Genomic DNA, 24,273 nt, shown 5'->3' with positions numbered 1-24,273 from the left:
GGCGGTCGCCGCCACCGGGTCGGGCGGCGCCACCAGCGCACCGAGCGCCACGGCCGCGGCGATCGGCAGGCCGGGCACGATCGCATGCGCGACCACGGCCACCACGGCGGTCGTGACGAACACCAGCGCCACGGCGAGCAGGAAGATCGGCCGTTTGTTGGCCGTGAACTGCCGCCAGGAGGTGCGCCGTACGGCGGCGTACAGCAGCGGTGGGAGCAGCGCGGGCAGAATCAGCTCGGGTGGAATGTCCACGTTCGGTACGAAGTCGAGGACGGCCAGCACGATACCGAGCAGCGTCATCAGCACCGGCGAGGGAAGCCCGAGGCGGTCCCCCAGCGGGACGCTCAGCACAGCCCCGAGCAACATCACGAACAACAGGGCCAACTGATCCACGGTCAGCGCTCCGGACTGGGTCTAGACGATCAAGAACAACCAGACCCCAAGCGTGCCACTCAACCCCAGCGGCGCCCCTTCAAGGGGCGCGGGGAACTGCGCAGTCTTTTAGGGGCGCGGGGAACGGCGCAATCCTTTAGGGGCGCGGGGAACTGCGCAACCAGCCCCCACCGCCCCGCAGCCAAACCCTCAACCGAACCCCAGCCGCCCTAAAGCCCTCGCCGCATCGCAAGATGCGCGATCCCCGCATCGAAGAACTCCGGCCCGTAAGCCACATACCCCAGCCGCTCATAAAAACCGAGCGCATGCGTCTGCGCGTGCAGATCCACCGCGGTCAGCCCACGCGCGCGTGCCGCGTCCTCGATGCCCCGCACGAGCGCGACCCCGACACCCAGCCCACGCGCGGTCTTGAGGACGGCGAGCCGCCCCAGGGACCCGACACCGGGCTCACCGCCGGTCTTGGCGGCCGCCACCTCGCCGTACAGCAACCGCCCCGCACCGAACGGCAGCCCGTCCTCGCGCACGGCGAGAACATGCACCGCATCGGCGTCGTACGCGTCGTACTCGAGGTCCTGAGGGACCCCCTGCTCGACGACGAAGACCTCCTTGCGCACCGCGAAACAGGCCTCACGGTCGGCGGGGTCCCCGGCCACACGCACCACGTAGGACGACGGGCTCATGCGTAGCTTTCCTCCCGGACGCGGTCCAGCGCCTGCTGCAGGTCCTCGGCGTAGCCGCTCTCGAACTCGACCCACTGGCCGTCCCCGGGGTGCTCGAAGCCGAGCTTCACGGCCTGCAGCCACTGCCGGGTGAGCCCGAGCCGCTTGGCGAGCGTCGGGTCCGCGCCGTACGTCAGGTCACCGACGCAGGGGTGCCGGTGGGCCGACATGTGGACGCGGATCTGGTGCGTACGCCCGGTCTCCAGCTTGATGTCGAGCAGCGAGGCCGCGCGGAACGCCTCGATCAGGTCGTAGTGGGTCACGGAGGGCTTGCCCTCCGCCGTGACCGCCCACTTGTAGTCGTGGTTCGGGTGCCGGCCGATGGGGGCGTCGATCGTGCCGCTGGTCGGGTCCGGGTGGCCCTGGACGAGCGCGTGGTAGCGCTTGTCGACCGTGCGCTCCTTGAACTGGCGCTTCAGCGACGTGTACGCGTACTCCGACTTGGCGACCACCATCAGGCCCGACGTGCCCACGTCCAGGCGGTGCACGATGCCCTGGCGCTCCGAGGCGCCCGAGGTCGAGATCCGGTACCCGGCGGCGGCGAGCCCGCCGATGACGGTCGGCCCCGACCAGCCGGGGCTGGGATGCGCGGCGACACCGACCGGCTTGACGATCACGACCACGTCGTCGTCGTCGTGCACGATCTCCATGCCCTCGACGGGCTCGGCGACGATCTGCACGGGCGCGGGCGCCTGCGGCATCTCGACCTCCAGCCAGGCGCCGCCGTGCACCCGCTCGGACTTACCGACCACCGAGCCGTCGACCGTGACCTTCCCCGCCGCGGCAAGCTCGGCGGCCTTCGTGCGGGAGAAGCCGAACATGCGGGAGATGGCGGCGTCGACACGCTCGCCCTCCAGGCCGTCGGGCACGGGCAGGTTACGGATCTCGGGACTGGTGCTCACCCGTCGAGTATGCCGGACAGGTCCGACACCCCTGACCAGAGCCCGAACAACAGTGCCCCCGACGAGCCCCGTGGGCCGGCCCTCAATCCTCGATCCTCAGTCCTTGTGGACGGTGCCGTCCGGGTCGAGCCCGCGGAAGGACAGCAGCACGATCAGGATGCCGCCGCTGACGATCGCCACGTCGGCCAGGTTGAAGACCGCGAAGTACTTGGGCGCGATGAAGTCGACGACCGCGCCTTCGAAGACTCCGGGCGAGCGGAAGATCCGGTCGGTCAGGTTGCCGAGGGCGCCGCCCAGCAGCAGACCGAGGGCGACCGCCCAGGGACGGCTGTAGAGCTTGCGCGCGAGCCGGATGATCACCACGATCACAGCCGTGGCGATCACAGTGAAGATGATGGTGAATGCCTCGCCGAAGCCGAAGGCCGCGCCGGCGTTGCGGAGCCCCTCGAACCTCAGCCAGTCCCCGATGATCTCGATCGGCTCGTGGTGCTCCAGCTTCGCGACCACGATCATCTTGCTGATCAGGTCCAGCGCGTACGCGAGGACGGCGACCGTGAACAGCACGGCGATCCGGCGCTTGCCCCTGGAAGGCTCGGCCGGGGCCGCCGCCTCCTCGGAACCGGAGTCGGAGCCCTGGCTCCCGGCCGGGTCCTGCGCCCCCTGGGCGTCGGACCGCTCGCCCGCCGCCGCGCTCTGGTCGGTCTGCTCCGGCTCGGCTCCAGCCGCCTCCGGGATGTCCGGCGTACCGATGATCCGCTCCGCCTCTGCCACGTGAGTCCCTCAACCTAGGTGCCTGACTGAGGACGAGAGTACGGCACGGCTCACCGCGCCCATGTGCTCAGGAGGCACACCGGGCCGATCAGTATCGGATCATTGGCCGATCAGTAACGGCGCTCCTGCTTCTGCTTGCACTCGACGCACAGGGTGGCGCGCGGGAAGGCCTGCATACGGGCCTTCCCGATGGGGTTGCCACAGCTCTCGCAGAGCCCGTAGGTGCCCGCGTCCAGGCGTTCGAGGGCGCGCTCGTCCTGCTCCAGCATCTCCCTGGCGTTGGCCGCGAGCGCCATCTCGCTCTCGCGCGTGATGTTCTTGGTGCCGGTGTCGGCCTGGTCGTCGCCCGCGCCGTCCCCGGAGTCACGCATCAGGCCCGCCAGGGACTCCTCGGAGTGCGTGATCTCGGCACGCAGCCGCAGGGCCTCCGACATCAGCCCCGTGCGCGCCTCCGCGACCTCCTCGGGGGTCCAGGGGTCCTCACCGGGGCGTACCGCGAGCTCGCCGGGCTCCGCCGCGGCGATCCGCGCCTTGGGGACCGCGCCGGCCTTGCCTGCCACTGTGGCCGTGGCCGTGCCAGGAGTCTTCTTCGCTACCACCGTCGTGGCTCCCGTCGTCTTCGCGGCCTCCGCCGCACCCTCGGCCGCGGTAGCGACCGCCTTCTTGGCCGTACGTGTGCCCTTCCTGCCCGCCTTCTGCGAGGGCTCGGCGGCGGAGACGCCCGCCTCACCCGCCCCCTTGCCGGCGGCACTCCTCTTGGCGGCCTTCTTCGCAGGAACCGCCTTGGCGGCCGCCTTCTTGGTGGAGGCCTTCTTGGTACCGGCCCTCTTCGTAGTGGCCGTTTCGGCGATCGCCCCCTCCGTGGAGGTCGCCGCCGCGACCGTCTTCTTCGAGACGGCCACCCCCGCACCGGCCCTCTTCGAAGCAGCCACTTTCTTGCTGGCGGCCTCCTTGGTGGCCGACTCCTTGACAGCGGCTTTCGTAGTGGCCGACTTCTTGGCGGCAGCTTTCCTGGTGGCCGTTTTCCTACCGGCCGTCCTCGTGCCGCCGACCGTCTTCTTGGCCTCGCCCTGCTTCGCCGCGCCCTTCTCGGAACGCTCCGCCCCCATGGATCTGCCGGACGCCGACTGCTGTACGGCGGTCTTCTTCGCCACCATGGCCGCGGCCCCTTCACATATTGTGATCTTGCTCGCGAATCGTGCTGGGACGATAAATCGACTTGAGTCCCGCGGCAACGGGGCACGCCGCCCGATTCGCCCGCCCCGCCCGTACCGCGCGGCGAGCCTGCAAGCGTTGTGCCCAGCTCCCCGCCGGGTAATCCGCCGAGTCGGCCGTCCCAGGATGCGAACACGGCCGCCTCGGCATTCGGGTCAGTCCGCACGCCTCGCCGGCGCCCCGCCACCCCGCGCCCGCGGGCGCGGGAAAACCGGTCGGCCGCTGTCCGCCCGGCGCCGTACACTGGGCGGAGCGAGAAGCGTGGATGGGGACGAGTAGCGGCGTACGCAGCCAGGAGCGACCCGGGGACGGTGCGAGCCCGGGGGCCGGCGCGACGTGAAGATCACCCCGGAGCCGCCGGAAGAAAGCCGCAGCCGAGAGGCACGAAAGGCAGCGGCCGGTAGACCCGGCATCGCGACCCCAATGAGGGGGCTCACCGGCGCGCAGGAAGCGCCGGAGAGCCAAGGAGGGTGGTACCGCGGGAGCGCGCCGCACACGGCGTAGGTGACAACACAGCTCTCGTCCCTCCGGACGGAAGGCAGAAAGTCCGCCGGAGGAAGCTCGTTGAATACGCAGCCGAGTACACAGCCGCAGTACCGCCAGGTGCCCGCCCAGGTCGACCTGTCCGCCCTCGAGCACGCCGTGCTCGACTTCTGGCGCGAGCAGAAGATCTTCGCCAAGACCCTGGAGCAGTCCGAGGGCCGCCCGGAGTGGGTGTTCTACGAGGGCCCGCCCACGGCCAACGGCATGCCCGGTGCCCACCACATCGAGGCGCGCGTCTTCAAGGACGTCTTCCCGCGCTTCCGCACCATGCGCGGCTACCACGTGGCCCGCAAGGCCGGCTGGGACTGCCACGGCCTCCCCGTGGAGCTGGCGGTCGAGAAGGAGCTCGGCTTCAACGGCAAGAAGGACATCGAGGCGTACGGCATCGCCGAGTTCAACGCCAAGTGCCGCGAGTCCGTGACCCGCCACACCGACGCCTTCGAAGAGCTCACGACCCGCATGGGTTACTGGACCGACCTGAACGACCCGTACCGCACGATGGACCCCGAGTACATCGAGTCCGTGTGGTGGTCGCTCAAGGAGATCTTCAACAAGGGCCTGCTGGTCCAGGACCACCGCGTCGCCCCCTGGTGCCCGCGCTGCGGCACGGGCCTCTCCGACCACGAGCTGGCGCAGGGCTACGAGACGGTCGTCGACCCCTCGGTGTTCGTCCGTTTCCCGCTCACCTCCGGTCCTCTCGCGGGCGAGGCCGCGCTCCTGGTGTGGACGACGACCCCGTGGACCCTGGTGTCCAACACCGCGGTCGCCGCCCACCCCGAGGTGACCTACGTGGTCGCGACGAAGGGCCCATCCGGTGACGAGAAGCTCGTCGTCGCCGAGCCGCTCGTCGAGAAGGCACTCGGCGAGGGCTGGGAGACCACCGGCCAGTCCTTCACGGGCACCGAGATGGAGCGCTGGACGTACCAACGCCCGTTCGAGCTCGTCGAGTTCCCGAAGGACGAGCCCGCCCACTACGTGGTGAACGCGGAGTACGTCACGACCGAGGACGGCACAGGTCTGGTTCACCAGTCCCCCGCCTTCGGTGAGGAAGACCTCAAGGTCTGCCGCGAGTACGGCCTGCCCGTGGTGAACCCGGTCCGCCCCGACGGCACGTTCGAGGAGGACGTCCCCCTGGTCGGCGGCGTCTTCTTCAAGAAGGCCGACGAGAAGCTCACCGAGGACCTCCAGCAGCGCGGCCTGCTCTTCAAGCACATCCCGTACGAGCACAGCTACCCGCACTGCTGGCGCTGCCACACCGCGCTCCTCTACTACGCGCAGCCGTCCTGGTACATCCGCACCACGGCCGTCAAGGACCGCCTCCTCCAGGAGAACGAGAAGACCAACTGGTACCCGGAATCGGTCAAGACCGGCCGGTACGGCGACTGGCTGAACAACAACATCGACTGGGCGCTGTCCCGCAACCGCTACTGGGGCACCCCACTGCCGATCTGGCGCTGCGAGGACGACCACCTCACGGTCGTCGGCTCCCGCGCCGAGCTCTCCGAGCTGACGGGCACCGACCAGTCGGACCTCGACCCGCACCGCCCGTTCATCGACGAGGTCACCTTCGCGTGCCCCCAGTGCGAGAAGACGGCCACGCGCGTGCCGGAGGTCATCGACGCCTGGTACGACTCGGGTTCGATGCCGTTCGCGCAGTGGGGCTACCCGTACAAGAACAAGGAGCTCTTCGAGAGCCGCTACCCGGCGCAGTTCATCAGTGAGGCCATCGACCAGACGCGCGGGTGGTTCTACACGCTGATGGCGGTCGGCACGCTCGTCTTCGACAAGTCGTCGTACGAGAACGTGGTGTGCCTCGGCCACATCCTCGCCGAGGACGGCCGCAAGATGTCCAAGCACCTGGGCAACATCCTGCAGCCGATCCCGCTGATGGACCAGCACGGCGCGGACGCGGTCCGCTGGTTCATGGCGGCCGGCGGCTCCCCCTGGGCGGCCCGCCGCGTCGGCCACGGCACCATCCAGGAGGTCGTCCGCAAGACGCTCCTCACGTACTGGAACACGGTCGCCTTCCAGGCCCTGTACGCCCGCACGTCCAACTGGGCACCCAGCGAGGCCGACCCGGCCCCGGCGGACCGCCCGGTCCTGGACCGCTGGCTCCTGTCCGAACTCCACGCGCTCACCGACCAGGTGACGCAGGCTCTGGAGGCGTACGACACCCAGCGCGCCGGAAAGCTCCTCTCGGCGTTCGTCGACGACCTGTCCAACTGGTACGTACGCCGCTCGCGTCGCCGCTTCTGGCAGGGCGACAAGGCGGCGCTGCGCACCCTGCACGAGGTCGTCGAGACGGTCACGCGCCTGATGGCCCCGCTGACCCCGTTCATCACCGAGCGGGTCTGGCAGGACCTGGTGGTGCCCGTGACCCCGGGCGCCCCCGAGTCCGTACACCTGACGTCCTGGCCGGAGGCGGACCTGTCCGTCATCGACCCGGAGCTGTCCAGGCAGATGGTGCTCGTACGCCGTCTCGTGGAGCTGGGCCGTGCCACGCGCGCGGAGTCGGGCGTGAAGACGCGCCAGCCGCTGTCCCGCGCGCTGGTCGCCGCGACCGGATTCGGGTCCCTGGACCGTGAACTGCACGCGCAGATCACGGAGGAGCTGAACGTGAGCTCGCTCGCGTCCCTCTCCGAGGTGGGCGGCTCACTGGTCGACACGACCGCCAAGGCCAACTTCCGCGCGCTGGGCAAGCGGTTCGGCAAGGGCGTCCAGGCGGTGGCCAAGGCCGTCGCCGAGGCCGACGCGGCCGCGCTGTCCCTGGCCCTGCGCGAGGGCACGGCGTCGGTGGAGGTCGACGGCGAGACCATCACGCTCGCCCCGGACGAGGTGATCATCACGGAGACCCCGCGCGAGGGCTGGTCCGTCGCCTCGGACTCCGGTGCGACGGTCGCCCTGGACCTGGAGATCACCGAGGAGCTGCGTCAGGCCGGCCTGGCCCGTGACGCGATCCGCCTGATCCAGGAGGCCCGCAAGAACAGCGGCCTGGACGTGGCCGACCGGATCGCCCTGCGCTGGACGTCCACGGACCCGAAGGTGATCGCGGCGCTCTCCGAGCACTCCGCCCTGATCGCCGACGAGGTCCTCGCCACGGACTTCGGCCAGGGTGAGACGGACGACACGTACGGCGCCCCGTTCACGGACGAGTCCCTGTCGCTGACGTTCCGCCTCCGCAAGGCGTAGCGACAGCCTCGAAGGCCCGGTCCCGCCAAAGATCTTGGCGGGACCGGGCCTTCGGCGTTGCGTGCCCGCGTACAGCTGCCCGCGTCCTCCGAACGCGCACACGCCCACAGCGGAGACGAAGGGGCCGCAGACGCCCACGCAAAAGGGCGGAGCCCCGGAAGTTATCCGGGGCTCCGCCCTGAACGCTGCCGACGCCTAAGGCGTACGGGAGGCCGTCAGTTGTCGTCCTCGTCGATCAGGAAGCCACGCATCGGCGAGGGCGCCTGCTGCATGGGCGAGGGGCCCTGCGGCCGGACCGGCGCCATCGGCTGGGTCATGGCCGGCGACATCTGCTGCTGACCACCGTAGGACGGCGGGGCCGGAGCCGGGCCACCCATCTGCTGGCCACCGTAGGACGGCGCGCTCGCCCCGGCCGGAGCCATGGACGGGCTCGGCGACGACGGAAGCGACGCGGCGGCCGGAGCACGCGGCGGAGCCAGCGAGTCGTCGGCCTGGGTCTCCAGCTGACGCAGCTGCGACTCCAGGTAGGACTTCAGACGCGTGCGGTACTCGCGCTCGAAGCCACGCAGGTCCTCGACCTTGCGCTCCAGCGTGGCGCGTGCGGACTCCAGGGAGCCCATCGCCACGCGGTGCTTCTCCTGCGCGTCCCGCTCAAGAGCGTCGGCCTTGGCACGGGCGTCGCGCTCCAGACCCTCGGCGCGGCTGCGGGCCTCGCCGACGATCTTGTTGGCCTCGGAACGGGCCTCGGCGATCGCCTGGTCGGCGGTCTGCTGCGCCAGCGAGAGGACACGGGCGGCGCTGTCGCCACCGGGGCCCTGACCGGGCTGACCCATCTGCGGGCCGCCGTGACCGCCCATCGGTCCACCCATGGGACCGCCCATCGGGCCGCCCATCTGCTGGGGCATCTGCTGCTGCATCTGACCCTGCATCTGCTGCTGCATCTGACCGGGACCCTGACCCATGGGGCCCTGACCCATCGGACCCTGGCCCATCGGGCCGGGACCCTGCTGGCCACCCTGGGCACTGGGGCCCGCGGGCAGCTGCGGCGCACCGCTCGGCAGCTGGGGCGGGCCGCCCATGGGGCCGCCCATCTGCTGCTGCGGCGGACCCGATATGCCGGCGGGCACGGGAGCGCCGGGACCGCGCATACCCTGCGGCGGACCCTGTTGTTGCTGCGGATCCTGCTGTTCGGGCGGCTTGCGCATGCCCTGCTGCTGGTTCTGCGCGGCGGCGCGTGTGGCGGCGGCCAGCTTGGCGCGCAGGTCCTCGTTCTCGCGGAGCAGGCGGGTCAGTTCGGCTTCGACCTCATCGAGGAAGGCATCGACCTCGTCCTCGTCATAGCCTTCTCGGAGGCGGACGGTCGTGAACTGCTTGTTCCGCACGTCCTCGGGGGTCAACGGCATCTCTTCACCTCAACGTAGTCGTCGGCATCGTCGGCGTTCGGCAAGACCGTATCGTTCACAGCCGGCTCACAACGGAGATCAGGATGTAGACGATGATCATCAGTACGAAGAAGGACAGGTCGAGCGCCACGCCCCCGAGACGCAGCGGCGGGATGAACCGCCGCAGAAGCTTGAGCGGTGGATCAGTGACAGTGTAGGTGGCCTCCAGAACGACCACCATCGCCTTGCCGGGTTGCCATGAGCGGGCGAACTGGAAGACGTAGTCCATGACCAGCCGGAAGATCAGCACGATGAGGAAACACATCAGCGCGACGTAGAGAACCTGCGCAACCACGCTCATGATCCGTGCTTCCCTCTCCCCTGTTTCCGTGCCTTGTCCGGTCCTGCGTCTCAGCTCTGGTTGAAGAACCCGCCCTCTGCGATGCGAGCCTTGTCCTCCGCCGTGACATCGACGTTAGCAGGCGACAACAGGAACACCTTCTGCGTCACCCGCTCGATGCTCCCGTGAAGACCAAACACCAAACCGGCCGCAAAGTCGACAAGTCGCTTCGCGTCTGTGTCATCCATCTCAGTCAGATTCATGATCACCGGGGTGCCCTCACGGAAGTGTTCCCCGATGGTACGGGCCTCGTTGTAGGTCCGGGGGTGCAGTGTGGTGATCCTGTACGGCTCTCGTTCCGACACGACCTTGGGCATGATCACCGGTGCGTTCTTCTCCAGGCTTTGACGTTCTTGTGTGATGGACGCCACGGGGGCGATACGCGCCGGACGCCCTGATTCCGCGGTGAGCGAAGCGGAATGCGACACGGGATCGCGCTGTACGGGCGGTTGCACCACTCGTACCGATTCGTCCCGTTGAGACTGATGCGGCTGGTGTGATTGATGCGACGGCTCGTGCCGTCGGCGGTCCCGCTCGGGCTCCGGGTCAAGCTCGGGCTCGAAGTCGTCGTCGGGGTCGAAGCCCCTGCCGTCGTACCCATCGTCCTCCACGAGGCCGAGGTAGACCGCCATCTTGCGCATCGCGCCGGCCATGCTCTGAGTCCTCCGCTCTGTGGTGGATCGGCTGACTATTGCCAAGTGCCCGCGATCCACGAGGTCGTTATGCCCACCTATGGTGGTAATGACCATATTTTCTGCTGTGGTCCGACTTCTTGGCGACGTTACCCGAGCCTGGGGCGGACTCCGAGTACCGCAGTACCGACGCGCACATGTGTCGCTCCGGCTGCCACGGCCTGTTCGAGGTCCGCACTCATCCCTGCCGAGACCATGTTCGCAGCCGGATGGGCGCTGCGCAGGTCAGTCGACAAATCCATCAGCCGCTCGAACGCCGCCAGTTCACGCCCGGCATACTCTCCGGAGAGCGGGGCGACGGTCATCAGTCCGTCGAGCCTCAGCCCCGGAGCCCCGGCCACGAGAGCGCCCAACTCCTCGATACCGTCGGGTCCTACACCACCGCGCTCGCCCAGTCCACCCTTTCCCGCCGCGGATTCCTCCGCGTCGAGCGCGACCTGGATGAGGCACCCCAGCTCGCGCTCCCGCCGCACCGCCTCCTTCGACAGGGCGGTGACGAGCCGGGCCCGGTCGACGGACTGCACGACATCCGCGTAACCGACCACGGAACGCACCTTGTTGGTCTGCAACTGACCGACAAAGTGCCAGGAGAGGGGCAGATCGGAGCAGGCCGCGGCCTTGGGCGCCGCGTCCTGGTCGCGGTTCTCGGCGACGTGGCGCACACCGAGTTCCGACAGGATCCGCACATCGTCGGCCGGATAGGTCTTGGTGACCACGATCAGGGTCACTTCTTCGCGCTTGCGCCCGGCGGCCACACACGCCGCCGCGATACGCTCTTCCACTTTCGCCAGGTTTCCGGCGAGTTGAGCCCTACGGTCCGTCATGCCCCATCAGTCCAGCCACACATAGCCCGCGAGCCGACCCGTGGTGCGGTCCCGGCGGTACGAGAAGTGATCATCGGACTCCAGCGTGCACACCGGCGACTGCTCCCGGTCGTGCACCCCGAGCCGCTCCAGTTGCGCGTGCACCCCCGCGGTCACGTCGACCGCCGGCGTGCCCCAGCTCGTCTCGGCGTACGCCGCGGGCTCGACGGCGGCGACCTCGGCGCGCATCGCCTCCGGCACTTCGTAGCAGCGGCCGCAGACGGCGGGGCCGGTGCGGACCACGATCCGGGCGGGCTCGGCGCCGAGTTCGACCATGGCCGCGACCGCGGCGGGCACGACACCGGCGACCATGCCGGGCCGTCCCGCGTGGGCACCGGCCACGACTCCGGCGACGGGGTCGGCGAGCAGTACGGGCGTGCAGTCCGCGGTGAGCACCGCGAGCGCGAGGCCCCGGCGCCTGGTGACCACGGCGTCCACCTGCGGCACCGGACGGTCTCCCCACGGCTCGTCGACGACGGCGACATCGGGCCCGTGCACCTGGTTCATCCAGACGACCAGGTCCGGGTCGAGGCCGAGCGACTTGGCGGCCAGCTCCCGGTTGGCGCGTACGGAGTCGGGGTCGTCCCCGACCGCACCGCCGAGATTGAGCTCCTCGTACGGAACGGCGCTCACCCCGCCCCACCGGTCGGTGAAGGCGAAGTGCGCGCCGCTCGCAGTGCCCACTACGGAGCGCTGTCCTATCACTTGAGGAAGTCCGGCACGTCCAGCTCTTCGGCCGCGCTGTCCGAGTACGTGCGCGACGGCGGGACCGGCGGGGAGACCGACGGCAGTTCGTTGCTCACGGGCTCCGGAGTGGGCTCCGGGGCCTCCTTCGGCGTGACGCTGCCCAGCGAGCCGAAGGACGGGCGGCTGTCGCCCGACCGGGCCGGTGTGGGCTCGTCGCGCTTGGCGGAGGACGAGCCGAGCACGGTGTCCCGCTTCGACGGAGGCTGTCCGCCGTCGAAGCCGGCCGCGATGACGGTGACCCGGACCTCGTCACCGAGCGCGTCGTCGATGACCGCGCCGAAGATGATGTTGGCCTCGGGGTGCGCGGCCTCGCTGACCAGCTGGGCGGCCTCGTTGATCTCGAACAGGCCGAGGTCGGAGCCGCCGGAGATGGAGAGCAGCACGCCTCGGGCGCCGTCGATGGACGCCTCCAGGAGCGGTGAGGAGATCGCCATCTCGGCCGCGGCCACCGCGCGGTCGTCGCCGCGGGCCGAGCCGATGCCCATGAGCGCCGAACCCGCCTCGGACATCACCGACTTGACGTCGGCGAAGTCGAGGTTGATCAGACCGGGCGTGGTGATGAGGTCGGTGATGCCCTGAACACCGGAGAGCAGGACCTGGTCCGCCGACTTGAAGGCGTCGAGGACCGAGACCTGGCGGTCCGAGATGGACAGCAGCCGGTCGTTGGGGATGACGATGAGGGTGTCGACCTCTTCGCGGAGTTCCGCGATGCCGTCCTCGGCCTGGTTGGCGCGGCGCCGTCCCTCGAAGGTGAACGGACGCGTGACCACGCCGATGGTGAGCGCGCCGAGCGAGCGGGCGATGTTGGCCACGACGGGTGCGCCGCCGGTGCCGGTGCCGCCGCCCTCGCCGGCTGTCACGAAGACCATGTCGGCCCCCTTGAGGACCTCCTCGATCTCCTCGCGGTGGTCCTCCGCCGCCTTGCGGCCGACGGCCGGGTTGGCTCCGGCGCCGAGTCCGCGGGTGAGTTCGCGGCCGACGTCGAGCTTGACGTCGGCGTCGCTCATCAACAGCGCCTGGGCGTCGGTGTTGATGGCGATGAACTCGACACCCTTGAGACCGACCTCGATCATCCGGTTGATGGCATTGACACCACCGCCGCCGACACCGATGACTTTGATGACTGCGAGGTAGTTCTGCGGTGCTGCCACGTCGAAGGCCTCTCGCCTCGAGTTACGTGTCGCCGCCTCGCACGTTCGCGATCCGACGACTGATGCCGAATGGGACGGTCCGAACGCCGACCCGAACCCTAACGCTGAAGTTTAGGGTTACCAGTGTGTCTGTTCCTTGGACTCTTCCGAACAGGACACTAAGTCGACAAGTGGCGCACGTTCAACGAACACGCCGAACCTCCCGTTTTTCTTTTCACCCTATGTGATCAGCCGTAGCGCTGCCCAACCAGGGTGCTGGCCTGCGCGGATGTGCGTCAACTCCCCGATGACGCAGGGGCGGTGGGAACGCTGACATCGAAGTGCCGGGCCTCTGGAGCGGCTTTCATGAGAGCGCTGAGCGTACGGGCCTTGACGCCGCTCTTCTCGCCACTTCCCCACAGAACGGTCCGGTTGTTGCTCAACTCCAGCGAGATGGAGTCGTACGAACGGACCTTGACGACCTGGGTGTCACGCGCGACCGCGGCCGGAAGGGAACCCGCGACGCGCACCGCCTCACGCACCAGCCGGTCGGTCCCGAAGCGGCGCAGGCCCGCGGACCGGGAGACCGTCAATTCCAGTGCGGGAACGCCCTTCGGGGCGCGCGAAACGGTGGCATATCGCACTCCCTTGGCGTCCACTTCGATGAACTTTCCGCCCCTTTCGGCAATGAGAACCGGAGTGCGTTCGATCACTTTCAGCCCGATTCCACGGGGCCAGGAACGGACGACGTCAACCGAGTCAATTCGGGGCAATTTCCGGCGCAGTCTCGCCTCAATCACATCGGTGTCGACTGAAATCAACGGCGATCCGACCGGAACGTCGGCCGCCTCGACGACCTGATCGGGCGTCAGGACCCGTGTCCCCGAAGCCGATACGCGCTCGACGCGCAGCCACTGCGAGCCGTAGAGCACCCAGAGACAGCCCGCGGCGAGCAGCGCGAGGCAGACAACCAGAATGATGAGCCTACGAGGCTTCGGGAGCCTCTTGAGAAGAGGTGGCCGGGGCGGGCCGGAGTCCGGATCCTGTCGGGCTTGCCGTTCGCCGCGTTCGGCGGTGGTCGGTCCGGCCACGCTCCCCTGCCTTCTGCCACGCGCTAACGGCGTGACGCGATCGCCTCGTACACCATCCCGACGAGCAGGTCGTCGGCGTCCCGGCGGCCGAACTCGGAGGCGGCGCGGGACATCTCGAACAGCCGGTGCGGATCGGCGAGCACGGGCAGGACGTTGCTCTGCACCCACTGCGGTGTCAGTTCCGCGTCGTCGATCAGCAGTCCGCCGCCGGCCTTGACCACCGGCTGGGCGTTGAGCCGCTGTTCGCCGTTGCCGATGGGCAGCGGGACGTAGACGGCGGGGAGCCCGACGGCGGAGAGTTCGGCGACGGTCATCGCGCCCGCGCGGCAGAGCATCATGTCGGCCGCGGCGTACGCGAGGTCCATCCGGTCCACGTACGGTACCGGGATGTACGGGGGCATCCCCGGCATCTGGTGGACCTGCGGCAGTTCGTTCTTCGGGCCGACCGCGTGCAGGATCTGGATACCGGCCTGCTGGAGGTACGGGGCGGCCTGCTGGACCACCTCGTTGAGGCGGCGGGCGCCCTGCGAGCCGCCGGAGACCAGCAGGGTCGGCAGGGCGGGGTCGAGCCCGAACGCGGCGCGTGCCTGCGGGCGTACGGCGGCCCGGTCGAGCGTGGCGATCGAGCGGCGCAGCGGGATGCCGATGTAACGGGCGCCGCGGAGCTTGCTGTCGGGGGTGGAGACGGCGACCTGGGCCGCGTACCGCGAGCCGATCTTGTTGGCCAGGCCCGGGCGGGCGTTGGCCTCGTGGATGACGATCGGGACGCCGAGGCGCTTGGCCGCGAGGTAGGCGGGCAGGGCGACATAGCCGCCGAAGCCGACGACCGCGTCGGCCTTGGTGCGTTCCAGGATCTGCTCGGCCGCCTTGATCGTGCCACGCAGCCGTCCGGGGACGGTGATCAGCTCGGGGGTGGGCTTGCGCGGCAGCGGCACCGCGGGGATCAGCGCGAGTTCATAGCCTCGTTCTGGTACGAGTCGGGTCTCGAGTCCGCGCTCCGTGCCCAGGGCCGTGATACCCACGGTCGGGTCCTGCCTGCGCAGGGCGTCCGCGAGGGCGAGCGCGGGCTCGATGTGGCCGGCGGTCCCCCCGCCGGCGAGTACGACATGCACCGAAATTCACCGCTCTCCGGACGAACGCGCCGCGGCGCGCCGTCGCATCGTGTTCCATCTCCGAGGCCCCGCGGCCCCTGCGGAGCCTCTCACCGCAGCCCGCTTTCTGCCAAAGCGGGGTTGCCGCATCGCAAGCGCCGCCCGCGCAGCGGGATCCTCCCGCGCGAAGGCGATGAGGAGTCCGATGGCGAACATGGTCGGAAGCAGGGCGGATCCCCCGTAGGAGAACAGCGGGAGAGGGACGCCGGCGATCGGCAGCAGCCCGAGCACCGCACCGATGTTGATCACGGCCTGGGCCGTGATCCAGGTGGTCACGCCTCCCGCGGCATACCTCACGAAGGGGTCCTCCGTGCGTCCGGCCACGCGGATACCCGCATAGCCTAGAGCCGCGAAGAGTGCGAGTACCGACAGCGTCCCCGCGAGGCCCAGTTCCTCACCGGTGATGGCGAAGATGAAGTCGGTGTGGGCTTCGGGCAGTTGCCCCCATTTCTCCACACTGGCGCCGAGGCCGGAGCCGAACAGCCCGCCGGAGGCGAGGGCGTAGATGCCGTGCACGGCCTGCCAGCAGTCGACGGGGCCCGACTGGGGTTCGGTGGCTCCCAGGCAGGAGAGGCGGGCCATGCGGTTCGGGCTGGTCTTGATGAGGATGAAGCCGATGGTCAGGGCGACGGCTAGCACGCCCCCGAAGAGCCGTGTGGGCGCCCCCGCGAGCCACAGCAGCCCGAACAGGATCGCGGTGAGGATGATCGCCGTACCCATGTCGCCGCCGAGCATGATCAGCCCGAGCAGCATGAAGGCCACCGGAACGAGCGGCACCAGCATGTGCTTCCACTGCGTCAGCAGCCGCTTGTCCTGTTTGCGGGCGAGCAGGTCCGCCCCCCACAGGACGAGGGCGAGCTTGCCGAACTCGCTGGGCTGGAGCTGGAAGGGGCCGCCGACCGAGATCCAGTTCTGGTTGCCGTTGACCGCGACTCCTATCCCCGGCACCTGGACGAGGATCATCAGGAAGACCGAGCCGAGCAGCATCGGGTAGGCCAGCGCCCGGTGCAGCTTGGACGGCATCCGTGAGGCGGCGAGCAGCAGCAGACCGCCGAGCACGGCGGCGAGGAACTGCTTGCGGAAGAAGTACGACCCGGGCAGCGACAGCTGGAGCGCGGTGATCTGCGAGGCGGAGTACACCATCACCAGTCCGAGGACGGTGATCAGGAGGCTGCCGCCGAGGATCAGGTAGTAGGCGGTCAGCGGCCGGTCCCAGGCACGGCGTACGCGCGTGTAGAGGCGTCCTACGGGGTTGTCGCGAGGGGGGCGGGGACCGGCGGGCCGACGGGGGGCGCGCTGGACGGGAGGACGCCCGGTACGGCTACTGGACATCGGCGGCACCTGCCATGCCGTGGGAGGGCGCCCCGCCGGGGATCTCCCCGGGCCGTACGCCCGAAATCTCCCCGGACCGTTCGGGCCCTGGGGGCGGGACGGGCCGGCACAGTGCCGTGCCATCGGCGGAAAGCCACCGACGAAGCCCCAGCCGGATCCGTGTCACGCGTCCCTCCCAGGTGTGCCCGGCGCCGCCGGGCGATGCGGACCCGGGTCAGCCGTCGACGGCGCCGAGTTCGCGAACCGCCTCCGCGAAAGCGTCGCCGCGCTTGTTGTAGTTGGCGAACATGTCCATGGACGCACAGGCCGGCGCCAGTAGGACAGTGTCTCCCGGCTCGGAGAGCCGTGCGGCCTCACGGACCGCCGCGAGCATCGCCCCAGTGTCTGTCCGGTCGAGGTCGACCACGGGTACTTCCGGCGCGTGTCGCGCGAGCGCTTCGCGGATGAGGGCCCGGTCGGCACCGAACAGGACGACGCCCCGCAGTCGCTTTGCCGACTTGGCGACCAGCTCGTCGAAGGTCGCGCCCTTGGCGAGCCCGCCGGCGATCCACACGATCGACTCGTACGCCGCCAAAGAGGCTTCCGCCGCATGCGTGTTGGTGGCCTTGGAGTCGTCGATGTAGGCGACCCGGTCCACGTCGGCCACGTGCTGGATGCGGTGGGCATCGGGCCTGAAGGCCCGCAGACCGTCCCGTACGGCCGCGGCGGGCACTCCGAAGGCGCGGGCCAGGGCCGCCGCCGCAAGGGCGTTGGCGATGTTGTGCGGGGCGGGCGGGCTGACGTCCGCGACCTCGGCGAGTTCCTGGGCCTGCTTGTGCCGGTCCTCGACGAAGGCGCGGTCGACCAGGATGCCCTCCACGACGCCGAGTTGGGACGGGCCCGGGGTGCCGAGCGTGAAGCCGACCGCCCGGCAGCCCTCCTCGACGTCCGCCCCGCGCACCAGGTCCTCGGTGGCCTTGTCGGCCGTGTTGTAGACGCAGGCGACCCGATTGCCCTCGTAGATACGCCCCTTGTCGGCGGCGTACGCCTCCATGGAGCCGTGCCAGTCGAGGTGGTCCGGGGCGAGGTTCAGGACGGCGGCGGAGTGGGCGCGCAGCGAGGGCGCCCAGTGGAGCTGGTAGCTGGACAGCTCGACGGCCAGTACGTCGTAGGCGTCGTCGCCTTCCTGGACCACGTCGACGATCGGGGTGCCGATGTTGCCCACGGCGGCCGTACGAAGGCCCGCGGCGGCCAGGATCGAGGCGAGCATCTGGGTCGTGGTGGTCTTGCCGTTGGTGCCCGTGATGGCGAGCCAGGGCGCGGCGTCGGGGCCGCGCAGGCGCCAGGCGATCTCCACGTCGCCGACGACGTCCACGCCCGCCTCGGCGGCGGCCTGGAAGAGGGGGCTGGTCGGCTTCCAGCCCGGCGAGGTGACCACGAGGTCGGTGCCCTCGGGAAGTGTCTCGGCGTCCGCGAGACGTACCGAAATCCCTTCCCCCTCAAGGGAGGCGGCCCTCTCGCGGTGGGCCTCCGAGGAGCCCCCGTCGACGACCGTGACCGACGCGCCGAGGCCGGCCAGGGCGCGGGCGGCGCTGATGCCGCTCACGCCGAGACCGGCGACGGTGATGTTCATGCTCTGCCAGTCGAGGGCGGTCGTCACTTCTGGGCTGCCCATCCCGCGTAGAAGAGGCCGAGTCCGACGATCACGCACATGCCCTGGATGATCCAGAAGCGGACCACGACAAGGACCTCGGACCACCCCTTGAGTTCGAAGTGGTGCTGGAGCGGTGCCATTCGGAAGACGCGTTTGCCGGTGAGGCGGAACGAGCCGACCTGGATGACGACCGACATGGTGATCAGGACGAAGAGGCCGCCGAGCAGCGCGACCAGCAGCTCGGTGCGGGAGCAGATCGCGAGGCCGGCGAGCGCGCCACCGAGGGCCAGCGAACCGGTGTCACCCATGAAGATCTTGGCGGGCGAGGTGTTCCACCACAGGAAGCCGAAGCAGGCGCCCATCAGGGCCGCGGCGACGACGGCGAGGTCGAGCGGATCTCGTACCTCGTAGCAGGCGGCCGGGTTGGTGAGGGTCTGCGCGTTGGCGCAGGACTCCTGGAACTGCCAGACACCGATGAAGGTGTACGCGCCGAAGACCATCACGGAGGCGCCGGTGGCGAGGCCGTCCAGGCCGTCGGTGAGGTTCACGCCGTTCGACATCGCGAGGATCATGAACAGCGCCCAGACCACGAACAGCACCGGGCCGATGGACCAGCCGAAGTCCTGCACGAAGGAGAGCTTGGTGGAGGCCGGGGTGTTGTTGAGGTTGTCCGGGAACTGCAGCGAGAGCACCGCGAAGGAGACACCGACGATCAGCTGGCCGGCCATCTTCGCCTTGGCCCGCAGACCGAGCGACCGGCGCTTGACGATCTTGATGTAGTCGTCGAGGAAGCCGACCAGGCCCATGCCCGTCATCAGGCCGAGCACCAGCACTCCGGAGAATCTCGGCGGCTGGCCGGTGATCACCTTGCTGAGGAAGTACGCCAGGAGCGTGGCCAGGATGAAGGCGATGCCACCCATGGTCGGCGTACCGCGCTTGGCGTGGTGTTCGCGCGGGCCGTCGTCGCGGATGTACTGGCCGTAGCCCTTGCGGGCCAGCAGCTTGATCAGCATGGGAGTGCCCACGAGAGTCAGGAAGAGGCCGATGACTCCCGCGAAGAGGATCTGATTCATCGGACGGCAACCTCACCCTCGGTGCCCTCGACCAGCGCCTCTGCGACCCGCTCCAGGCCGACCGACCGGGACGCCTTCACGAGTACGACGTCTCCCGGGCGCAGTTGACTGCGCAACAGGTCGATCGCCGCCTGTGTGTCGGACACGTGCACCGACTCCTCACCCCACGAACCCTCGTTATATGCGCCCAGTTGCAGCCAGGACGCTTCCCTGCCCCCGACCGCGACGAGCTTGCTGACGTTGAGCCGGACGGCGAGCCGTCCGACCGCGTCGTGCTCGGCGAGCGCCTCGTCCCCGAGCTCGGCCATCTGACCGAGCACCGCCCAGGTCCGCCGCCCCTTGCCCATGGCCGCGAGCGCGCGCAGGGCGGCTCGCATGGACTCGGGGTTCGCGTTGTAGGCGTCGTTGACGACCGTCACGCCGTCCGGGCGCTCGGTGACCTCCATCCGCCAGCGGGAGAGGGTGCCCGCCTCGGAGAGCGCGGTGGCGATCTCGTCTGCGGACATGCCCAGCTCATGGGCGACGGCGGCCGCGGCGAGCGCGTTCGACACGTGGTGCTCACCGTACAGGCGCATGGTCACGTCGCTGCACCCGGAGGGTGTGTGAAGGCTGAACGAGGGCTGTCCACTCCCGGTGAGCGTCACGTTCTCGGCCCGTACGTCCGCTTCGCCGGACTCTCCGAAGAGGATCACGCGTGCTTTCGTCCGCGAGGCCATGGCTCGTACGAGGGGATCGTCGGCGTTCAGGATCGCGACGCCGCCCGCTTCCGCCGGGGGCAGGCCCTCCACCAACTCGCCCTTGGCCTGGGCGATTTGTTCGCGTCCGCCGAACTCGCCGATGTGGGCGGTGCCGACGTTCAGGACGAGGCCGACCTTCGGGGGCGTCAGATCCGTGAGGTACCGGATGTGGCCGATGCCGCGGGCCCCCATCTCCAGGACCAGGAACCGGGTCTCCTCGGTGGCGCTGAGGGCGGTGAGCGGCAGCCCGATCTCGTTGTTGAGCGAGCCCGGCGTGAAGACCGTCGGCGCCTTGCGCTGCAGCACCTGGGCGATCAGGTCCTTGGTGCTGGTCTTGCCCGCGGAGCCGGTGAGGGCCACGAGGGTCGCGCCGAGCCGTTCGACGACATGGCGTGCGAGGGCGCCCAGGGCCGTCTGGACGTCGTCCACGACGATCGCGGGCACGCCGACGGGCCGCGACGCCAGCACGGCCGCCGCACCCGCCTCGACGACGCTCGCCGCGAAGTCGTGGCCGTCCACGCGCTCGCCCACGAAGGCGACGAAGAGGCTGCCTGGCTCCACCTCACGGGAGTCTCTGACGACCCGTCCGGTGACCTGGACCGACGGATCCGGTATGTCGTGTGTCTGCCCGCCGACGACTGAGGCGATCTCGGCGAGAGAGAGGGCGATCACAAGTTCATCCCTGGGTCTTCTGGATAGCTTCGCGAAGCACCTGGCGGTCGTCGAAGGGACGGACCACTCCGGCGATGTCCTGGCCCTGCTCATGACCCTTGCCCGCGACCAGCACCGTGTCGCCCGGCTGTGCGCGGGCGACGGCCGCGGCGATCGCGGCGGCCCGGTCCTCGAAGACCTGGACCTCTCCGCGCTCGTGCGCCGGTACCTCGGCGGCACCCGCGAGCATCGTGGCGAGGATCGCGAGGGGGTCCTCGGAGCGGGGGTTGTCCGATGTCAGTACGGCGGTGTCGGCGAGCCGGGCCGCGGCGGCGCCCATGGGCATCCGCTTGGTCCTGTCCCGGTCCCCGCCGCAGCCGAGGACGATGTGCAGCCGGCCCTCGGTGACCTTGCGCAGGGCCCGCAGCACGGACTCCACGGCGTCGGTCTTGTGCGCGTAGTCGACGACCGCGAGGTACGGCTGTCCGGCGTCCACGCGCTCCAGCCGGCCCGGCACGCCCGGTACGGCGGCGATGCCGTCCGCGGCGGTCTGCGGGTCGAGCCCGGCGACGGCGAGGGAGACGATCGCGGCGAGCGTGTTGGCGACGTTGAAGGGGCCCGCGAGCGGCGACTTGGCGGTGATGCGCTCACCCTTGGGGCCGACCGCGACGAAGACCGAGTCCATCCGGCCGACCTCGACCTCCTCGGCCCGCCAGTCGGCGTCCGGGTGGCCCTCCGCGGAGAACGTCACCACGGGCACCGTGGCCTCCTTGGCGAGCCTGCGTCCGTACTCGTCGTCGAGGTTGACCACGCCGAGCCTGCTGCGTTCCGGCGTGAACAGCTGCGCCTTGGCCCGGAAGTAGTCCTCCATGTCGGAGTGGAACTCCATGTGTTCCGGGCTGAGGTTGTTGAAGACCGCGATGTCGAAGACACAGCCGTCGACCCGGCCGAGGACCAGCGCGTGGCTGGAGACCTCCATGGCGACCGCGTCGACGCCGCGCTCGCGCATGACGGCGAACAGCGCCTGGAGATCGGTCGCTTCGGGGGTCGTGCGCTCCGACTTGATGCGCTCGTCGCCGATGCGCATCTCCACGGTGCCGATGAGCCCGGTGCTGCGGACCGTCTTCAGACCGCCCTCGACGAGATACGCCGTCGTGGTCTTGCCGGACGTGCCGGTGATGCCGATCTGGAGCAGGTCGCGGCCGGGGTGGCCGTAGATGGAGGCGGCCAGCTCGCCCATCTGCCCGCGCGGGTCCTCGACGACGAGGACCGGCAGACCGGTGGCCGTCGCGCGCTCGGCACCCGTCGGGTCGGCCAGCACGGCGACGGCGCCGAGGCCGGCCGCCTGCGCCACGAAGTCGGCGCCGTGCATCCGGGCGCCGGGCAGCGCGGCGTAGAGGTCGCCGGGGCGCACGGCCCGGGAGTCATGGGTGATGCCCGTGACCTCGACGGCGCCCTGCGCGCCCTGCGGCGCCGGAGCCGCCATCTGATCGGCGACTACCGCCACGAGCTCCGCGAGGGGTGTGGCGGAGTTCTGAACCGGTCGCGGCGGCCCCGGATATGTCACAGGAACGCCCTTCTGGGTGGTTTGGGACTGATCAGCGTGTGGCACGGCGGTGAGCGTACCGGGCACACCCCCGCCGGAGCGAAGCGAGGGGCGTGGCGGAGCGTGCGGCGTGCCGCTGTTCCCGGGGTCGGGAGTGATCGTTGTCACGAGCTGTTCCTGGTCGGTGATCCGGAGTGCTGGAGCATGGCGTTCCGGTCGGTGCCGATGAGGGCCCGGCCCGGGCCGGTCGGGGCTGGTCAGGGCGTGAAAGTGACGGGAAGCCTGGCGGCCTGGGCCCCGGTGGGCGGCACCTGGAGGGTCTTCAGGGCGAACTCCAGCACCTCCTTGTAGACGGGCCCGCAGATCTGACCGCCGAAGTAGCTCCCCTTGGTGGCGTTCTGGATGGCGCAGTAGACGGTGACCCGGGGGTTGTCCGCGGGCGCGAATCCGGCGAAGGAAGAGGTATAGCCGCGGTAACGGCCGGTGGCCGGATCCACACGGTTGGCCGTGCCGGTCTTGCCCGCGACGCGGTAGCCGGGGATACGCGCCTTGGTGCCCGTACCCTCCCGGTCGTCCACGACGGACTCCAGCATCTGTGCCAGGGTCTTCGCCGTCTTCTCGCTGACGACCCGTGTCTCCTTGGGCTTGGCGGCCGGGGTGAAGCGTCCGTCGGGACCCTTCGTGCCGCGGACCAGGGTCGGTTCGATCCGTACGCCGCCGTTGGCGATCGTCGAGTAGACGGAGGCCGCCTGCATCGCGTTGATCGACACGCCCTGGCCGAAAGGAATCGTGTACTGCTGGGAGGTCGACCACTGGCCGGCGGGCGCGAGGATGCCCCTCGTCTCGCCGGGAAAGCCGAGCCCCGTGTAGTCGCCGATGCCGAACTTGCGCAGATACGAGTAGAGGACCTGGTTGGCCTCCTGCTGCGTCTTGCCCAGCTGGCCGGTCGCCAGGATGGTGCCGATGTTGCTGGACTTGGCGAGGACGCCGTTGAGCGTCAGGTACCAGGTCGGGTGGTCGATGTCGTCCCGGAAGAGCCGGTCGCCGCGGTGCAGCCGGTTGGGCACGGTCACGTGCGTCGCGGGCGTGGCGGCGTTCTCCTCCAGGACGGCGGCCATCGACATGACCTTGGCGGTCGAGCCGGGCTCGTAGGCGTCTTCGAGGCCCCAGTTGTGCAGGGCGCTCCCGTCGGCCTTGGAGAGGTCGTTCGGGTCGAAGCCGGGCGAGTTGGCCATCGCGAGGATCTCGCCGGTCTTGTTGTCCTGCACTATGACGTACCCGCGGTCCGCCTTGGACTCCTTCACCTGCTCGGCGATGGCGTTCTGGGCGGCCCACTGGATGTCGCGGTCGATGGTCAGCTCGACCTCGGAACCGGCCACGGCGGGCTTCTCGGTGGAGCCCGCGGTCGGCACCTGACGGCCGCCGGACTGGGCGTAACGGATCTCGCCGTCCTTGCCCGACAGCTCCTTGTTCAGCTGCTGTTCGATGCCGCCGCCGCCCTTGCCGTCGGCGTTGACCCATCCCACTATCCCGGCGCCGAGCCCGCCGTTCGGATAGACCCGCTTGCTGCTGGGCTCCTGGAGGACGCCCGCCAGGACGTTCACCGCCGACCCGTCCTCGCCCGCCTTGTCGGCGAGCGTGCTCTTCAGGTCCTTGATCTGCGTCCAGACCTGGGGGGTCTGGCGCCGGGCGAGCACGACGTACCGGGTGTTCTTGGTCCGGAGCTTCGCGGCGAGTTCGTCGGGGTCCTTGTCGAGGATCGGGCCGAGCAGGGCGGCGGCCTGCTCGGGGGCGTCGCCGGTCTTCGTCGCCTTCCGCGTGAACAGCGTGGGGTCGGCGGTGATGTCGTTGGCGTCCACGCTGATGGCCAGGTCGACGCCGTTGCGGTCGGTGATCCCGCCCCGCTCGGCGGCCAGGGTGCGGCTGAGGTACCGGTTCTTCTCGGCCTTGGCGGTGTACTCGCTCGCGTCGACGGCCTGCACCTGGAGGAGCCGGACGACGAAGGCGATCAGTACGAGGGCCAGGGCGAGGCTGACCAGGCGCAGCCGAGGCCGGGGGCTGCCGAGGCGGATGACACGCGGGCCCTGGCCCTGCCCCCTGGACGGAGCCGGAC

The 24,273-nt window shown here is 69.8% G+C and carries 20 protein-coding genes; 1 reads left to right on the top strand and 19 read right to left on the bottom strand.

Annotated features, from left to right (window positions below):
- The 5 genes from O3Q52_RS21170 to O3Q52_RS21150 all read right to left on the bottom strand — a co-directional run.
- Positions 1-393 (bottom strand): cation:proton antiporter (locus O3Q52_RS21170; RefSeq protein ID WP_269650349.1); only part of this gene is annotated, 393 nt, incomplete at its 3' end.
- Positions 394-602: 209 nt separating this feature from the next.
- Positions 603-1,073 (bottom strand): GNAT family N-acetyltransferase, encoded by a 471-nt coding sequence (locus O3Q52_RS21165; protein WP_269650348.1) that lies wholly within the window; start codon positions 1,071-1,073, stop codon positions 603-605.
- Complete coding sequence (locus O3Q52_RS21160; protein ID WP_269650347.1) at positions 1,070-2,014, bottom strand: RluA family pseudouridine synthase; 945 nt, start codon at positions 2,012-2,014, stop codon at positions 1,070-1,072. The genes O3Q52_RS21165 and O3Q52_RS21160 overlap by 4 nt, the downstream gene beginning before the upstream one ends.
- A 96-nt stretch (positions 2,015-2,110) precedes the next feature.
- On the bottom strand, positions 2,111-2,785 hold the full coding sequence (lspA, locus tag O3Q52_RS21155; protein WP_269650346.1) for a signal peptidase II: 675 nt from the start codon (positions 2,783-2,785) through the stop codon (positions 2,111-2,113).
- 110 nt (positions 2,786-2,895) lie between these two features.
- The gene (locus tag O3Q52_RS21150) at positions 2,896-3,942 is read right to left on the bottom strand and encodes a TraR/DksA C4-type zinc finger protein (RefSeq protein ID WP_269650345.1); all 1,047 of its coding nucleotides are present in this window, start codon (positions 3,940-3,942) and stop codon (positions 2,896-2,898) included.
- A 622-nt stretch (positions 3,943-4,564) separates the two neighbouring features.
- On the opposite strand from O3Q52_RS21150, the gene ileS reads away from it, so the two are divergent.
- Positions 4,565-7,732 carry an isoleucine--tRNA ligase gene (ileS, locus tag O3Q52_RS21145; protein WP_269650344.1) on the top strand — a complete coding sequence of 1,056 codons (3,168 nt, stop codon included), beginning with the start codon at positions 4,565-4,567 and terminating at the stop codon, positions 7,730-7,732.
- 215 nt (positions 7,733-7,947) lie between these two features.
- On the opposite strand, the gene O3Q52_RS21140 is transcribed toward ileS, so the two are convergent.
- The 14 genes from O3Q52_RS21140 to O3Q52_RS21075 all read right to left on the bottom strand — a co-directional run bounded on the left by O3Q52_RS21140 (position 7,948) and on the right by O3Q52_RS21075 (position 24,232).
- Positions 7,948-9,135, bottom strand: coding sequence for a DivIVA domain-containing protein (locus O3Q52_RS21140; protein ID WP_055612104.1), 1,188 nt, complete (start codon positions 9,133-9,135; stop codon positions 7,948-7,950).
- Positions 9,136-9,190: 55 nt separating this feature from the next.
- Entirely contained in the window at positions 9,191-9,475 is a 285-nt protein-coding gene (locus tag O3Q52_RS21135) for a YggT family protein (protein WP_055612103.1), read from the bottom strand.
- A gap of 50 nt (positions 9,476-9,525) precedes the next feature.
- A complete protein-coding gene (locus tag O3Q52_RS21130; protein WP_055612102.1) occupies positions 9,526-10,167 on the bottom strand; it encodes a cell division protein SepF in 642 nt (213 codons plus the stop codon).
- A gap of 128 nt (positions 10,168-10,295) precedes the next feature.
- Complete coding sequence (locus O3Q52_RS21125) at positions 10,296-11,030, bottom strand: YggS family pyridoxal phosphate-dependent enzyme (protein ID WP_269650343.1); 735 nt, start codon at positions 11,028-11,030, stop codon at positions 10,296-10,298.
- 6 nt (positions 11,031-11,036) lie between these two features.
- The gene (pgeF, locus tag O3Q52_RS21120) at positions 11,037-11,774 is read right to left on the bottom strand and encodes a peptidoglycan editing factor PgeF (protein WP_269650342.1); all 738 of its coding nucleotides are present in this window, start codon (positions 11,772-11,774) and stop codon (positions 11,037-11,039) included.
- Positions 11,771-12,967, bottom strand: a complete 1,197-nt coding sequence (gene ftsZ / locus O3Q52_RS21115; RefSeq protein ID WP_055612099.1) for a cell division protein FtsZ — start codon at positions 12,965-12,967, stop codon at positions 11,771-11,773. The genes pgeF and ftsZ overlap by 4 nt, the downstream gene beginning before the upstream one ends.
- A gap of 275 nt (positions 12,968-13,242) precedes the next feature.
- The gene (locus tag O3Q52_RS21110; RefSeq protein WP_269650341.1) at positions 13,243-14,037 is read right to left on the bottom strand and encodes a cell division protein FtsQ/DivIB; all 795 of its coding nucleotides are present in this window, start codon (positions 14,035-14,037) and stop codon (positions 13,243-13,245) included.
- Between the two features lie 23 nt (positions 14,038-14,060).
- Positions 14,061-15,149, bottom strand: a complete 1,089-nt coding sequence (gene murG, locus O3Q52_RS21105; protein WP_269650340.1) for an undecaprenyldiphospho-muramoylpentapeptide beta-N-acetylglucosaminyltransferase — start codon at positions 15,147-15,149, stop codon at positions 14,061-14,063.
- A gap of 6 nt (positions 15,150-15,155) precedes the next feature.
- Positions 15,156-16,520: a putative lipid II flippase FtsW gene (gene ftsW, locus O3Q52_RS21100; RefSeq protein WP_269650339.1), complete on the bottom strand. Its 1,365-nt coding sequence runs from the start codon at positions 16,518-16,520 to the stop codon at positions 15,156-15,158.
- 214 nt (positions 16,521-16,734) lie between these two features.
- Positions 16,735-18,174 (bottom strand): UDP-N-acetylmuramoyl-L-alanine--D-glutamate ligase, encoded by a 1,440-nt coding sequence (gene murD, locus O3Q52_RS21095; protein ID WP_269650338.1) that lies wholly within the window; start codon positions 18,172-18,174, stop codon positions 16,735-16,737.
- On the bottom strand, positions 18,156-19,226 hold the full coding sequence (mraY, locus tag O3Q52_RS21090; RefSeq protein ID WP_055612094.1) for a phospho-N-acetylmuramoyl-pentapeptide-transferase: 1,071 nt from the start codon (positions 19,224-19,226) through the stop codon (positions 18,156-18,158). Before mraY ends, murD begins: the two co-directional genes overlap by 19 nt.
- Positions 19,223-20,635, bottom strand: coding sequence for a UDP-N-acetylmuramoyl-tripeptide--D-alanyl-D-alanine ligase (murF, locus tag O3Q52_RS21085; protein ID WP_269650337.1), 1,413 nt, complete (start codon positions 20,633-20,635; stop codon positions 19,223-19,225). The genes mraY and murF overlap by 4 nt, the downstream gene beginning before the upstream one ends.
- Positions 20,636-20,639: 4 nt before the next feature.
- The gene (locus O3Q52_RS21080) at positions 20,640-22,328 is read right to left on the bottom strand and encodes a UDP-N-acetylmuramoyl-L-alanyl-D-glutamate--2,6-diaminopimelate ligase (protein WP_269650336.1); all 1,689 of its coding nucleotides are present in this window, start codon (positions 22,326-22,328) and stop codon (positions 20,640-20,642) included.
- Between the two features lie 89 nt (positions 22,329-22,417).
- Positions 22,418-24,232, bottom strand: a complete 1,815-nt coding sequence (locus O3Q52_RS21075; RefSeq protein WP_269650350.1) for a penicillin-binding protein 2 — start codon at positions 24,230-24,232, stop codon at positions 22,418-22,420.
- Between the last annotated feature and the right edge of the window lie 41 nt (positions 24,233-24,273).

The sequence above is a fragment of the Streptomyces sp. ActVer genome (assembly GCF_027270795.1).
GTDB classification, from domain to species: Bacteria; Actinomycetota; Actinomycetes; order Streptomycetales; family Streptomycetaceae; genus Streptomyces; species Streptomyces umbrinus_A.
The sequence above is the reverse complement of the archived record's forward strand: the minus strand, read 5'-3'. Positions and strand labels throughout refer to the sequence as shown.

Bases quoted from the DNA above. Each gene is read 5' to 3' on its own strand.
- O3Q52_RS21165 (WP_269650348.1), bottom strand. From the start codon at position 1,073: ATGAGCCCGTCGTCCTACGTGGTGCGTGTGGCCGGGGACCCCGCCGAC.
- O3Q52_RS21130 (WP_055612102.1), bottom strand. From the start codon at position 10,167: ATGGCCGGCGCGATGCGCAAGATGGCGGTCTACCTCGGCCTCGTGGAG.
- O3Q52_RS21140 (WP_055612104.1), bottom strand. From the start codon at position 9,135: ATGCCGTTGACCCCCGAGGACGTGCGGAACAAGCAGTTCACGACCGTC.
- ftsW (WP_269650339.1), bottom strand. From the start codon at position 16,520: ATGTCCAGTAGCCGTACCGGGCGTCCTCCCGTCCAGCGCGCCCCCCGT.
- O3Q52_RS21150 (WP_269650345.1), bottom strand. From the start codon at position 3,942: ATGGTGGCGAAGAAGACCGCCGTACAGCAGTCGGCGTCCGGCAGATCC.
- O3Q52_RS21135 (WP_055612103.1), bottom strand. From the start codon at position 9,475: ATGAGCGTGGTTGCGCAGGTTCTCTACGTCGCGCTGATGTGTTTCCTC.
- mraY (WP_055612094.1), bottom strand. From the start codon at position 19,226: ATGAATCAGATCCTCTTCGCGGGAGTCATCGGCCTCTTCCTGACTCTC.
- murD (WP_269650338.1), bottom strand. From the start codon at position 18,174: ATGGGCAGCCCAGAAGTGACGACCGCCCTCGACTGGCAGAGCATGAAC.
- O3Q52_RS21125 (WP_269650343.1), bottom strand. From the start codon at position 11,030: ATGACGGACCGTAGGGCTCAACTCGCCGGAAACCTGGCGAAAGTGGAA.